We start from the raw sequence: 15,072 nt of genomic DNA, 5'->3' as shown, positions 1-15,072 counted from the left end.
TAAAAAAGGAAGTTAATGAAAACTTCCTTTAAAAATTATATCGTCATTGAAAAAATCCGAGTTTCCGGTTTATTCCTCAACATTCTGAGATCGAAAACCATCGCTACATTTCTTGTGAATGCTCGTCCTTTTTCTGTAATCTTTATTTGATTTTCTGAAATCTCAACCAATCCGTCAGATTCCATTTCTCTTAATTTTTCTAAAGAATTTTCAATCTCAGGGAAAGAATTTTGCAGATCCCAACTCGTTTCCAACTGGCACATCAAATTCAGAATATGCTTTCTGATTTTCAAATCTTCATTATCCAGAATATGTCCACGGAAAACAGGAATTTGTCCTTCTTCTACCAACTTTTGATATTCCTCAACCGTTTTTACATTTTGAGCAAAAGCATACCAGGAATCTGAAATGGCGGACATTCCCAAACCAACCATCAACTGGGTTTTGCTGGACGTGTAACCCATAAAATTACGGTGCAGTTTTTTCTGAGTTAATGATTGATAAAGATCGTCGTGCTCCAAAGCAAAATGATCCATTCCTATTTCTATATAGCCAAGGTCTTCCAGAAGTTTTTTTCCGTCTTCGTAAAGTCTTCTTTTTTCATCACCGCTTGGAAGATCATTTTCATCAAAACCACGCTGACCAACGCCTTTTACCCAAGGAACATGTGCGTAGGAATAGAAAGCCAATCGGTCAGGTTTCAGTTCCATAGTTTTACGGATTGTGAATTCCATGGCTTCCCAAGTTTGATGTGGCAATCCGAAAATCAAATCGTGACTCACACCTTTGTAACCTATTTCTCTTGCCCAATCTGTCACATTTTTCACATTTTCGAAAGGCTGAATTCTGTTGATTGCTTTTTGAACTTTCGGGTCATAATCCTGAACGCCAAAACTAACTCTAGTAAATCCAAGATCAAACAACGTTTGCAAATGGGCTTTCGTCGTATTATTCGGATGACCTTCAAAACTGAATTCCTGATCTTCGGCAATTTCAACTGTGTCGAAAATACCTTGTAAAAGTATTCTCAGATTTTCCGGCGAAAAGAAAGTTGGTGTTCCGCCACCAAGGTGAAGTTCTTTTAGCTTTGGTTTTTGATCAAATAATTCCAGATACAATTTCCATTCTTTCAAAACACTTTCCAGATAAGGAATTTCTACGGAATGTTGCTTTGTAATCCTTTTATGACAAGCACAAAACGTACAAAGCGCTTCGCAAAACGGCAGGTGAATATAAATGGAAATCCCTTCTTCAGAATTGCTTTCCGAAAAAGATTTTATAACTGATTGTCTCCAAAGATCTGCGGTAAAATCTGCCTCGTTCCAATATGGAACTGTTGGATATGACGTGTAACGCGGACCGGGAATATTGTATTTATCAACTAAAGAATTCATTCCTGCAAAGTTACAAAAATTGAGTTTGGAATGAATTTGAATAAGGATGACTTTTGATTGGTAGTTTCTATATTAAATATTACAGGTCCGCTCCTATGGAGTTCAAAAATCTGGTGAACTTGTTTTGCTACAAACATTGCGATCCTACGGAGCTTTAATTATTGAGAAAATGTAATAAAGTTTGATAAGAAATCTATTGAAGACAAAACCCCTAGCCCCGATAGGAACGGCATCCTTTTTTGCTTTCTGGTACAAATCTTTCTTTTGATGACGAAACGTTCTGAAAGCAAAAAAGATATAGTGGATAGCGGGAAATAGCTCCTAAAAATTTAAATTAATTTCTTTTTATTATTTCTTGACAACTGTTATAGACTGTCTTCCAAGATTGGAATGAACGGCTAAAATATATTCGCCAACAGGATATTTGAAATCCAGAGAATACTTTTTCAGACCTTTATTAATGACATCATCTTTCAGGATATTTCCCAGATATTTTCCCGTCAGATCGTATAATCCAATGATGATATGATCCGAATGTAAATACTGAACATTGAGATTAAGCTTGTCTTTTATGGGATTTGGAGCGATTTCGATTTTTAGATTGACTACTGTTTCATTTTCTGTTTCATTGGTTGCCAAACCTGTAGTTGTCATTTTATAAATATGATTTCCCGAGGCAAACGCAACATTGTTATTCACAAAAAAGATTCGGTTAAGTGATCCGCCCAGATTGTTGTTGACCCAGGTATTTCCACCGTCAAAGGTTTCCATAAAACCGGAGTTGTGTCCGCCCATCCATCCGTGCGTTTCTGATACAAAACCTACAGCCTGAACATAATGATCCGGAAAGTTTTTTGTCTGCCAGGTTATTCCACCGTCAAAAGTTTTTAATAATTTTCCCTGAGTTTCAGATTCTATGGAGCAGAACATTGTTTTATGATCTTCAAAAAGCTGCATTTTCCAAATGTAATCGCCAGGCTCATTGGTTCTGTAAATCTGAGTCCAGGTTTCGCCACCATTTGTCGTTTTTAAAATAACAGCACCGTCATTATCTCCTCCGGAAACGAAACCAACATTCTCATCTATGAACAATACTTCGACAAGTGCAGTCGCGTAAGCGGACATATCTATAAATTTCCAAGTATTTCCGGAATCTGTTGATTTGATGACATAAGCCGGAGAAAACCAAGCACCACAGCCGTAAACCGTAGATGTTCCAACAGCATCTAATCCGCATATTGCTGGTATATTAGGGACAATGTTGCTTACTTTCGTCCAAGTTGTGCCACCATTTGTAGTTTTGTAAAAATTATTATTGAGTGTTCCTACGAAGCCAATATTTTCATTGAGAAATTCTATATTTCGAAAATATTGTCCTGTGGTGGAACTCACGGTCTGCTCTGTCCAGCTTACGCCGCCATTGGTTGTTTTGAAAACAGTTCCGTTTCCACCTCTTGCCGCCCAGCCGAGATTTTCATTAAGGAAGAATACATCATCATATCTTCCTGTGGTAGAAGGAGGTGCTGATAATGATTTCCAATTGTAAGTCTGTGCTAAAGCCAAACCCGCAATAAATAAAAATGGGATAAATAATTTTTTCACGGTTTTAATTTTGTCTAAAAATAAAAAAATCGGGAGAATATTCCCGATTTAATTTTATAATGTGTTGAATTTTATCTCAATTCTGCGTTCAATTCTTTTGTGAAAGATTTGATAAGCGAGTTCATTACTTCTGTAATATCTTTGTCTTCAAGCGTTTTTTCTTCGTTGAGGAGTTCAAAACTCATAGCGTAAGATTTTTTTCCTTCCGGAAGATTCTTACCTTCGTAAACATCGAAAAGGTTGATTTTCTTGAGGAAAGGCGATTTGTTTTTCTTCGCCAATTCGTACAATTCTGAGTAAGAAATCGTTTTATCCACGAGCAATGCAAGGTCTCTTCTGATCTTGTTGAATTTCGGAATATCAACGAATTTCAAGTTCTCTTTGCTTCTGAAAGACTGGCAATTTTCCAGTTCGATCTCAGCGTAGAAAACTTCCTGGCTGATGTCGAAATCCTTCAACAATTGTGGGGAAACTTTTCCTAATCTTGCTAAAGTTTTTCCGTCAGCCGTGATTTCCAAAGCGTCAGAAAAACGTGAGTCTTCCAAAGCGGATTCGTGAAGATCAAGATTTAATTTTTCAAGAAGAATTTTGACATAAGCTTTCAAATGGTAGAAATCCGTTGCACTTTTTGGCTGAAGCCAGTTTTCTGCAACCTCTCTCCCAGTCGTCAATACTGCTAATTGTTTTCTTTCTTCGTAAGTTTCTTTTTTATGATAAATTTTCCCTAATTCGAAAAATTTGATGTCGGCTGATTTTCTGTTGATATTGTAAATCGCATTTCCTAAAAGTCCTTCTAACAAAGACTTTCTCATAAATGCCAGATCGTTGCTCAATGGATTTAACAACTTTACCGCATCGGTTTCGTCTTTTACTGAAGTCAATGAATTGTTCATTACCTCGTTGAAGCCGTTTCCTTGTAAAGTCCTTGCCCAGGCATTTTCCAAAGCGTCCTGATCTTCGAAATCCAATTTTACAGGTGTAAAAGAAATCTTCTTTGGTGCTTCGATCTTGTTGTAACCGTAGATCCTTAAGACTTCTTCGATGACGTCGATTTCTCTTGTGACATCGGCTCTGTAAACTGGGATTGATAATTCTAATCCGTTTTGAATTTCGTTAAGAATCGTGATCTCCAAAGATTTTAAGATCTCTTTGATCTTCTCTCTGTGAATTTTAGTCCCCAGAATCTGATCGATCTTCGAATATCTGAAAACGACGTAATGATCTTTGATTTTCTCTGGATAACTTTCCAGAATCTCGCCAACCAATTTTCCGCCAGCCAATTCCTGAATCAACTGGATCGCGTGCGTCAAAGCGGTTCTTGCATTGTTCGGATCCACACCTCTTTCGAAACGGAAAGATGCGTCGGTATTCAGTCCGTGGAATTTCGAAGCTTTTCTGATCGCAACCGGATTGAAGTAAGCACTTTCCAAAAATATCGTTTTGGTTTCCGAAGAAACACCACTTTCGCTTCCGCCAAAAACGCCGGCGATGCAAAGCGGATTGTCTTTTCCGTCTTTAATAATGATCTCGGCACCATTCAAAGTTCTCTCAACACCATCTAAAGTTTTGAATTTTGTGCCTTCTTTTACGGTTCCAACTTTCACAATTTTGTCTGCAATTTTGTCTGCATCAAAGGCGTGAAGCGGTTGTCCGAGGCCGTGAAGGATATAATTGGTAATATCTACCACATTATTAATTGGCGAAAGTCCGATGGCTTTCAATCTTGCTTTCAACCAATCCGGAGAAGTCTTCACTTCTATATTTTCTATAACTGCTCCCAAGTATCTTGGTGTGAGTTCAGAATTTTCTATTTGTAATTTGAAATCGTGAGAACCTTCAATATTTAAGACTTTGGATTCAATTTTCGTGAATTCTAATTTCAGGTTATTGGAAACCAGGAAAGCCTGCAAGTCTCTCGCAACACCATAATGCGACATTGCGTCGGTTCTGTTTGGCGTTAATCCGATCTCGTAAACCTCATCGTTTGTTAATTCAAAATAATCTGCAAAGTTTTTTCCAACTTCGAATTTTTCTGAATCCAAAACCATAATTCCGCCGTGATCATCGCTTAAGCCTAATTCGTCTTCTGCGCAGATCATCCCTTCGGAAACTTCGCCACGGATCTTTGCTTTTTTGATATCGAAAGAAGTGCCGTCTTTTGCATAGATCTTAGTTCCAACCACTGCTACTGGAACGGTTTGTCCTTCAGCCACATTTGGTGCGCCACAAACAATTTCTAAAACTTTTCCTCCTCCAACATCGACTGTTGTTTTGTTGAGTTTATCTGCATTCGGATGTTTTTCGCAAGTCAATACTTTGCCAACAACGATTCCTTCCAAGCTACCTTTTACGCTTTCAAATTTATCCACGCCTTCCACTTCCAGACCAATGTCCGTAAGATACGCACTGATCTTCTCAGTAGAAAGTTCAGTTTTGATATAATCCTTAAGCCAATTATTTGAGATTTTCATTTTTTATATTATTGTCGGATGTCAGAAATCTGATGTCCGAGATTTTTAATTATTCTTTGTTCTTTATTCGGAATCTCTGAGTTTAGATTCCTACGGAATGACAAAATTGTTTTTATTGTCCAATCTTTCCTTTCCGCGAAGCTGCAGCCCGACTTGAGTGGAAATCCTTTTTTTGCGGCTGGAAAAAGCTCTGGCAAAAAAGATTGGGAACGGAAGGCGGAAAAGCTGCCCAAAATATTTATTAAACAAAATTTGAGACTTGAATCATCAAATCTCAAATCTTACAGTATTTATAAAACTAATGAATAAATCATTAATCAATTATCATCTATCACTTATAATCCAATCACTGGCATAGAAAGCATCAGGATACTTTCGTTTTCCTCCAATCCGTCAACCGGTTCTACAATTCCTGGTCTGTTTGGTTGAGACATTTTCATCGTGACATCGTCTGAAGCCAAAACGGATAACATCTCTGTCAGGAATTTTGAGCTGAAACCGATGTTGATATCATCACCGTTGTAATCGCAAGGGATCTGCATATCCGCTTTGTTCGCGTATTCTGTATCTTCTGCGTGAAGGTGAAGCACGTTTCCGGACAATTTGAATCTTACCTGATTGGTAGATTTGTTGGACATAATGGACGCTCTTCTGATAGAACTCAAAAGCAAACCTCTGTTGATGGTCAAAACGTTTGGATTTTCTTTCGGAATCACAGCGTTATAATTTGGATATTTCCCATCAATTAAACGACAGATCCAAGTGTTGTTTCCGAAAGTGAATTTCGCCATATTGTCACTGAACTCGATCAAAACATCTTCCGTTGAATTGTTCAGGATATTTTTGAAGATCGCCAATGGTTTTTTCGGCATAATGAATTCCAAAGTCTCAGGATGCGTGACATCTGTTCTTTTGTAAACCACCAATCTGTGAGAATCTGTGGACACAAAGTTGGTCTCATCTTCTTTGAATTGAAACAAAACACCCGTCATTACCGGACGAAGAGAATCGTTACTCGTCGCAAACAAAGTGTTCGCTAAAGCTTCTGCCAAAACGCCACCGGAAATGGTCACCTTTTGAGACGCATCGAATTCCGGCAATTCCGGATAATCGTCTGCATTGTCAAGCGCTACTGCAAAGTTATCTTTCTCATCCAAGATCTCAAGAACGCTTCCGTTCCCGTCTTCGGAATCTTTCACGGCCAAAGTCAAAGGTTGCTCTCCGTAAGTTTTCAAGAAATCCTGAAAAATCTTTCCTGGAACTGCTATTTTTCCTTTGTCATCTGACTTCACTTCAAGAGAAGTAATCAAGGTTGTTTCTCCGTCTGATGCTGTAACAGTCAACAAGTTCTGATCTAACTCGAAAAGAAAATTCTCCAAAATTGGTCTGGATTGTGAACCGGAAATCACACCGCTAACGGTCTGTAAAGCTTTTTGCAAATCGCCACTGGCAACAATAAATCTCATAAACTGTATTTATTTCAATTCTACAAAGATAATGAATTTGATGTGATTTTAAAAGCGGTATTTATTTAGTTATTAACAATTTTTAGATTTATCTATCTTTGTTGATATTATTCCTATGAAAAAACCGCCATTTCATAAAAGCGTTCAGTTCACAATCCGTGGGATTTTGTGGATTTTGAGAAACGAACGTAACTTTCAGATTCATATTTTGGGATTAATTATTAATCTTTTTTTGATTGTCTATTTGGGACTTTCTAATTTTGAAACGGTCTTGATCATTTTGGTTTCATTTTTTGTTTTGGTCACGGAAGTGTTGAATACTTGCGTTGAAAAGATCTGCGATTACATCCAGCCGGAATTTGATTTGAGAATCGGAATGATTAAGGATTTAGCTGGTGGAGCAGTTTTGCTGGCGACTATTTCTGCAATTTTTGTTGGGGTTTTGGTTTATTGGCCTTATTTGAAGTTGTATTTTTATTGATGAAAATTTAAACGCAAAGTCCGCTTAAGATTTTTTGAATTTATTGAAAATATTTTAAGGTTCGCAAAGGCGTAAAACTCAGCAAAGATTTAATAATACATTTATCGTGGAATACCAATCCTATTTACTATTTAAAATTAGGGAGATTTAATCATAGATTTTTGTATAAAATTTTTACATTTGTTTCAATATAATTCTAGAATGAGCAAAAAAAACATAGCCGTCGTAATGGGCGGATATTCTGATGAATACAAAGTTTCTCTGAAAAGTGGGCAATTGATCTTCGATTCTTTGGATCGTGAAATCTATAATGTTTACAAAGTAGTCATCCTGAAAGATGAATGGTATTTTTTAGACGAAAATGATAATAAAAAGCCAATCAACAAAGCCGATTTTTCTGCTGATCTTGGAAATGGAGAAAGCCTGAAATTCGATGCTTGCTTCAATATCATCCACGGAACGCCTGGCGAAAACGGAATCCTACAAGCTTATTGGGACGCTGTTGGACAAAAATATACAGGTTGTGATTTCTATCAAAGTGCATTGACATTCAATAAAAAAGATACATTAGCAGTTCTTTCGAAATACGGAATTCCGTCTGCAAAAAGTATTTATCTGAGAAAAGGTGAAGACATTTCTGATGACAAAATCGTGGAAGAACTTGGATTGCCACTTTTCGTAAAGCCAAATCAAAGTGGTTCTTCTCTTGGCATTTCTAAATTGAAAGAAAAAAGCGAATTGAAAACTGCATTGGAAATTGCTTACAAAGAAGACGACGAAATCCTAATCGAAAGCGCTTTGAATGGAACTGAAGTTTCTGTTGGTGTTTTGGATTACAAAGGTGAAGTCATTGTTTTGGGAATTACGGAGATCATTCCTGATAAAGAATTCTTTGATTATGAAGCTAAATATGAAGGTGCTTCTCAGGAAATCACACCTGCAAGAATTGATGAAGAAACTACAAAAAAAGTTGAGGAAATATCAATTAAAGCTTATAAATCGTTGGGAATGAGTGGATTTTCCAGGTCAGAATTCATTATCGTTGATGGAATCCCTTACCTTTTGGAAATGAATACGAATCCCGGGTTTTCGCCGGCAAGTATTCTTCCGCAACAAGCGAAGATTTACGGAATTTCCATCAAAGACCTTTGTGGAAGCGAAGTTGAGAAAGCATTAAAAAAATAAATTAGTAGCTGGTGGCATTTAGCGATCAGCTATTTGCTTTTAAAAAAAGTATTAAATTGCTGATTCTTATATTAAATTTTAGATGACGTTAAAATCTAAAATTCATAATCTAAAATTTAGAATTTCTATGAAAATTGCTGTTTTCCCTGGATCGTTTGATCCTATAACGCTTGGACATTACGATATTGTTGAACGCGCGGTTCCGCTTTTTGACAAGATCATCATCGCCATCGGAAAGAATTCTCAGAAAAAATATATGTTCTCTCTGGAGCAACGCAAAGAATTCATCAGAAAAACTTTTGAAAAATTTCCGAATGTAGAAGTGGATGATTTTGAAGGTCTTACAATCGATTATTGTAAAAGCAAAAACGTGAATTTTATTTTGAGAGGCCTGAGAAATCCTGCCGATTTTGAATTTGAAAAGTCAATTGCCCAAACCAACCGTGCTTTGACGAGAGAAAATACGATTGAAACTATTTTCCTCTTGACCTCTTCTGGCAAATCTTATATCAGTAGCAGCATTGTACGGGAAATCATTTCTTATGGTGGTAACTATGAGATTATGGTTCCCGATGCAGTTAGGGTTTAAATAAGCAAAATTCTAAAATCTTTTATCTACATCTCGAATTATTGTCTTTTGATGTTGATTTTCAAATCTAGATCCAGCCTATTTAATTTCTTTTACAGTATTATTTTAACCAAAAGTTTTTCCATCGCTCTACTAGAAGAAAAAACCTATTACTTTACATTAAAAATTCTAAAATCACTACCTTCAAAAAGAGGTGTGAAATTTTTTACTTTTTATAATAAATTCTCCAATTGCTGGAAGACTGGAATGAGCGATTTCCCTTTCTCTGTAAGGTAATATTCTATATGCAAAGGTTTCTGTGTAATTACAACCTTTTCCAACAAATCCGTTTCTTCCAATTCTTTTAAAGCAACTGCCAAAGACTGCTTATTAGACCCTTTTATTTCACGCAATAAACTATTAAAACGTAAGCTGGATTTTATTGCCAAGCAAAAAATTTCTGGCTTTAATTTGCCCGAAAGTAATTTTAAAAACTTTTGTGCTGGGCAAATTTCTGGACTATCTGTTGAGTTTTGAGTAGTCATTTTTTCTTGACTCATTGTGTGTTTTTTTTAAAAAATGCATATTTGAAAACTAGATAAAAACGCATTTAATTTTTACAAACATACAAAATCAAAATAAATTTTAACAAGAAAATTTGTAATTCTATTAATAGATTAATCACAAAAAGCTTTAAAACATAAAAAAAAACATTATCAAAAAATATAATAATATTAAAAACACAAATATGAAAAAAAAACATCTATTATCTGTTTTGACAGCAGTATGTTGCGTTGCATCAATCCACGCCTCTTCAGGAGATAGTAATGCTGTCTGCTCCCATCACAAGAATAATATCTTGGGGAGTTACATTCCAATTACGACTTACGATTTAGATCCCCTAATCGTAGTTTCACAGAACGTGAATGAAAAGGGTTTGGTTGTTATGAGCGGTCAGTTTAACAAACCTTTTACAAACAGTAACATTCTTCTTTCTGTGAAATATCAAAACGCCCAAGGAGAATGGATTACTGGCTGGTGCAAAACTTTATACTCGTACAATCAGTATAATGAAACCCTGAAAGCAACTTTTGAATTACCTGCTTCTACCAATCCGAATTACAATTTAAAAGTAGAATTAAGTTCAGATTCAAGTACAAGCAATTTTGGCAGCGTTACGTGGGACAAAGTTGTCAATCATTACAAACAATCAGATTATACAGCAGCTAATTGTGATCTTGATGAAAATGAATATACCATTCTACTAACGCCAAGGAAAGAAAGTACATTGATTATGGATTCCAATGGAAAAGTTACAGGCGTAAAAGACAGAGTAACGTCAGCTTATTCTTGGAACAAGCTTGGGAATGTAATCATGAACAACAAAAAAAATAATGTTGTCTTTTCTCCTAAAAATCCAGCGACACTGTCTGATAATAATGGCTTTAAGTCCATCAAAATGCTCAATCAAGGTGCAATAAGTGATACATTAGGCTCCACTTCTGAGATGATATATGATGCTGTTGCCGGACATCCCGTACCTTATTTGTACACTTATAATGATCCTGTATATATGATTGCCGGGAAATTTTCCATCAATGGTTTACTACTGAAATTTAGCCAGTGGCCGGGAGATCCAAACGGACCCGGTTATCATGATTTCAGGAATCCGAACCTATTAAAAAGCAGATATTTTAATTTATATAATACGATGTATGAAAAACTTTCAGATTTTATGCAGGATCAGGAGCCTATTGTGATTGTATCCAGTCAGGCAACGGGTTTACGAATTTATAAAAGCAATGGCACATACATCAGTTTTAGTAATTTGACTGGAACAAGTAATTATGGAGCTGTATTTTTCGGATACGGTAATGATCAAGGCGGAGCAAGAAGAGGTCCTGGCTCTGAAAACTTGATCATATCAAATACACCAGAAATGACATTTTACGGAATGGGCGCTTTGCGAAATGATGCTACAACGACTTCACAATCAGTAAGATCTTTATCCGATATAGAATCAGAAATTGCAAAATTTACCAATTACGTTGGGATTTTTGATAATGTAAAACTGGATACCGGCAGCTGTTCCAATTCATGTTTTGCAATCAATAACGGTGCACAACCAGGTATTGTAACAGACTGGACAAAAGCTCCGAACAGTTATATTTTTACGGGGAAGGATAAAAATGGAAGTAATGTAGATGGATTGTATATTCCTGTAAAAAAGGCTTATGAAATGTGGTCTAAAGGTGGGGATTTCATGAAGGATGACAATGGTAATTATACTAATATTCCACAAGGAGGAACTGCAACAGCTGGATTATATTGGGAAGATGAACCAGGTCTTATAAAATCTGTTGCCTTAGAAGGTACAGGAGAAAATGCCAAGATCAAAATCATGGTAAACAAAATAAAAGAAGGAAACGCAGTCATATCGTATAAAGTAAACGGTCAAATATATTGGACCTGGCATTTGTGGGTAACTGATGATCCAACTAATGGCAGCACTTATCATCACGGTTTTGAAAAGGACAAAGAAGGAAACTTAGTTACTGACTGGAAGTGGATGGACAGAAACTTAGGTGCTACAAATGCTAATTTTGTTGGGAATGACTGGCATAAATCTGCTGGACTACAGTATCAATGGGGAAGAAAAGATCCTTTTCCTTCATTTGGTCTTAAAGATTTAAGCCTCTATTCAATTAGTGGCGAGATTAATTTAGCATATAATGATCCTGTTTTTCAGTCCAAATTTATAAAAGTCAGAGGAAATAAATATACCACACAACTTAACACAGGTACAGACACCCCAAATGGAAATATAAGATTCTCGATAAGAAATCCTATTAATTTTATAGCAACACCAATATATGTTGCCAAAAACGGAGAACCTTTATTGAATGATGGCGAAGATTATTTAAAACAGAAACAAAATGGTCTATGGCAAGGAGTCAGTATGACAACTTGGTTTTCAAAGGAGAAATACAAAAAATTCATCCCTCCTTATCGCGAAAACATAATCGCATGGGATTTATGGGGAGATACACGTCAAGGTAATTATTCAGACATTGATGATCCTGCTGCGGGTGAATCAAGCTCTAGATATGCGATGAAATCATCATTCGATCCTTGCCCTTGTAACTGGAGGGTACCTTCCAGCTATTTTTCAGGAGGAAGAAATTTTGAAGACCCATCATTTCAAACAAATAGATACAGCCCTTGGGGAAAACATACAGGAAATGTAAATAACCCTGAGTTTAAACCAGATGCATTAAATTCTAATTATCCGGGAATAAAAATTTATCCTCAGTTTGGATTTGATTTTTCAGGAGTTAACGGAATGAATCTTGGAAAATTCCCTATTAATGGTAATTACGAAGGGTATCCAAATACAGCGTCCCCTACGAAATACGGAACAGGGTGGATAACTCCAGTAATCAATTATCAAGATCAAAGTGCAGATGGTGGCCTATTAACCTCTACATTTACTACCGCAATTGAGACAATTCCGGAAATAGGAACTTATTTACCAACATTCGGCGCAGCAGGTTTAGCATTAATTTCAGATCCCCTAAATAAAATAGGTCATACAATAGTAGGCTGGCATAATTTTTCAAACACTGCTTATGCTGGTAGCGGCGGAGTGCGTTGCATTTATGATCCTAATAATGCTTACATGCCGGAAGAATTCGAAACAGAATTTATTGCCAGTGCCAACGAACTTTATTCTCTTGAGACATTAAAATCTTGGGCAAAATTGCCAAATAGTTATGTGGAATACACCAATTCATCGTTAGTAACTCCTAATCCGAAAGGTAATAGTGTTGATACAAATAAAGATAATGACAGAATTATTGAAATACCTTTAAGAAAGGCGTACGCAATGCATAAATTGTATCTTAGTACCGACTTTTCTTTCCCCGCAGAAAGCACAAAATCTTCTTCTGTTGTTTGGACCAACAATACAAATCTGATCCAAAAAATGGAAATTATCAATGGATCTATAGAAGGCGCTATTTTAAAAGTTACCCTAAATCAAAATCAAATAGGCAATGCTGTTGTTGCCTTCCATGTAGGTACGGGAACTTGGACAGCTAATAAACATAATGATCCTGTATTATGGAGTTGGCATATTTGGGCACCAAGATCTATTATTGAAAAATACACTTTTGATCCGGAAAATGCTAGTAACGGCGGAGTTATAACTGCCAATGGACAGTTTGTAGATCCAATGACGAGTGCAGGTGTCCCTATGAAAACTACCTTTATGGATAGGGATTTAGGAGCAAAGGTACCTTTTATCAACGAGAATATTATAGGTTTAGCGGATGTAGAAGGACAACCGTTGGCTTCATCAAATACTCAAACAGATATCTATAAGAAGTTAGACCAAATGCATGATAGTGGAGGACTACATTTCCAATGGGGCAGAAAAGATCCACTTCCTGTATTCTACAATCCTGGAATGTTCTATAACTTCCCTCAAGTATGGACTAATGGAGTTCTTTCGAGGCCTTTTAATACTTATACTGTATATAGACAAACCAATCCAGCTAATGCAACAACAGGTGCTATTCCTTACTCAGTAAATATGACAGAAGCTGCATATACAAGCACATATACTCAGCCTTATTCAACATATTCTAATCTTGCTGCAGTTTCAGCACTTGATTCTAAAGTAGATAAGTTGAAAAAAGTGGTAAAATATTCTGTAGCAAACCCATTAAATTATTTATATCAATCTGACAACACAAAGCTAGATTGGGTTTCAGACGAAAATGGTATCATGCCGGAAAGATGGGGACATGCCACTGAAAAATCTCCATACGATCCTTGCCCTGCAGGCTGGAGAATTGTTGACTTAGAGAGTGTTTCTACAGGAATTATATTGGGGAACATTATTTCAAAAGGAAATACACCTTGGTTTTATAATGCGAAATTCAATACCAGTATCTATGGAATGGATCCAGGTAATGGAAATAACCTCAATGTAAGAAATGAATCTTACAACCAAAGTAGAATTAACTATGTAGGTGGAATGGTGAGGGCTACATCGGCACAAAGTAAAACGAATTCAAGATTCGGATTCGTATTAAACAAACCTGAGTATAATATTGGAGTATTTTCAAATAATGGAATAAGAGGATTTAATGGAGGTAATGATTTAACTGCTTCAATGGATGCTGCAAAAGTGACATTTTTCTTTTCAGGGATCTGGACATCTGCCAGTCAAGGAACTGGCCCTTCTCTAGGAATGCTGTTTAATGCAACCGGAGGAGGTACAAGTGATCTCTTATATACATTAGTGCCAACATTCGGTTTCCGACCACAAGCCGCAATGTCTTGCCGTTGTGCCGAGATTAAATATGATGCTAATGGTAATGAAATTGGGAGATATGATCCTAATAAAATACCTGTTCCACAAGATGCTCTGCAAAAAGCTACCAAGCCTATCTCCAAAACAGAAATAGAGCAAATAGTAAAACAAGATAAATTTACTGTTTTCCCTAACCCTGTAAAAGACCTATTAAACCTAGACGCGAAAGATGAAAAAGACTATTATTTTCAAATCTATAATATGTCTGGACAAATGGTAAAACAAGGGAAGTTTAATAATAAACAGGCAGATATTTCAAAATTACCTGCAGGAAATTATTTAATAAGAATTAATAATTCTGAAAGCATAATTAAGATTATAAAACAATAAGAAACGTTAGTAATTTTTAATGTAACTAAGAGTAGGTTTTTTAGCCTGCTCTTTTTATTTTCTAAACTAAACCTTACATGTAACAACACAAAAAAACCGCCTAAAATTAGGCGGTTTTTGTGGTTTCTCCAGGGATCGAACCAGGGACACATGGATTTTCAATCCATTGCTCTACCAACTGAGCTAAGAAACCAT

The 15,072-nt window shown here is 36.2% G+C and carries 9 protein-coding genes and 1 tRNA gene; 4 read left to right on the top strand and 6 right to left on the bottom strand.

The genetic code is table 11. The features are described from left to right. Positions 1-35 precede the first annotated feature (35 nt). The 4 genes from hemN to dnaN form a co-directional block, all read right to left on the bottom strand. Positions 36-1,394: an oxygen-independent coproporphyrinogen III oxidase gene (gene hemN, locus OPU68_RS15155; RefSeq protein ID WP_498474799.1), complete on the bottom strand. Its 1,359-nt coding sequence runs from the start codon at positions 1,392-1,394 to the stop codon at positions 36-38. Positions 1,395-1,742: 348 nt separating this feature from the next. Then, complete coding sequence (locus tag OPU68_RS15150; protein WP_498474798.1) at positions 1,743-2,996, bottom strand: WD40/YVTN/BNR-like repeat-containing protein; 1,254 nt, start codon at positions 2,994-2,996, stop codon at positions 1,743-1,745. 71 nt (positions 2,997-3,067) lie between these two features. Further along, on the bottom strand, positions 3,068-5,467 hold the full coding sequence (pheT, locus tag OPU68_RS15145) for a phenylalanine--tRNA ligase subunit beta (protein WP_498474797.1): 2,400 nt from the start codon (positions 5,465-5,467) through the stop codon (positions 3,068-3,070). Between the two features lie 335 nt (positions 5,468-5,802). After that, the gene (dnaN, locus tag OPU68_RS15140; protein WP_063968383.1) at positions 5,803-6,933 is read right to left on the bottom strand and encodes a DNA polymerase III subunit beta; all 1,131 of its coding nucleotides are present in this window, start codon (positions 6,931-6,933) and stop codon (positions 5,803-5,805) included. A gap of 115 nt (positions 6,934-7,048) precedes the next feature. Here dnaN and OPU68_RS15135 point away from each other — a divergent pair, with 115 nt between their 5' ends. The 3 genes from OPU68_RS15135 (at position 7,049) to coaD (ending at position 9,188) form a co-directional block, all read left to right on the top strand. Continuing rightward, positions 7,049-7,414, top strand: coding sequence for a diacylglycerol kinase (locus OPU68_RS15135; protein WP_498474796.1), 366 nt, complete (start codon positions 7,049-7,051; stop codon positions 7,412-7,414). Positions 7,415-7,615: 201 nt separating this feature from the next. Then, positions 7,616-8,599: a D-alanine--D-alanine ligase gene (locus OPU68_RS15130; protein ID WP_498474795.1), complete on the top strand. Its 984-nt coding sequence runs from the start codon at positions 7,616-7,618 to the stop codon at positions 8,597-8,599. A gap of 127 nt (positions 8,600-8,726) precedes the next feature. Further along, a complete protein-coding gene (coaD, locus tag OPU68_RS15125; RefSeq protein ID WP_133942954.1) occupies positions 8,727-9,188 on the top strand; it encodes a pantetheine-phosphate adenylyltransferase in 462 nt (153 codons plus the stop codon). 212 nt (positions 9,189-9,400) lie between these two features. On the opposite strand, the gene OPU68_RS15120 is transcribed toward coaD, so the two are convergent. Further along, positions 9,401-9,712: a winged helix-turn-helix transcriptional regulator gene (locus OPU68_RS15120; RefSeq protein ID WP_498474888.1), complete on the bottom strand. Its 312-nt coding sequence runs from the start codon at positions 9,710-9,712 to the stop codon at positions 9,401-9,403. 203 nt (positions 9,713-9,915) lie between these two features. Between OPU68_RS15120 and OPU68_RS15115 the strand changes: the two genes are divergently transcribed. Beyond that, positions 9,916-14,877: a T9SS type A sorting domain-containing protein gene (locus tag OPU68_RS15115; protein ID WP_498474794.1), complete on the top strand. Its 4,962-nt coding sequence runs from the start codon at positions 9,916-9,918 to the stop codon at positions 14,875-14,877. Positions 14,878-14,997: 120 nt separating this feature from the next. On the opposite strand, the gene OPU68_RS15110 is transcribed toward OPU68_RS15115, so the two are convergent. Beyond that, positions 14,998-15,070: transfer RNA gene (locus tag OPU68_RS15110), tRNA-Phe, on the bottom strand. Positions 15,071-15,072: the final 2 nt, after the last annotated feature.

The organism is Chryseobacterium sp. TB1-D10, assembly GCF_059803555.1.
This window is presented reverse-complemented; position numbering and strand designations above follow the sequence as displayed.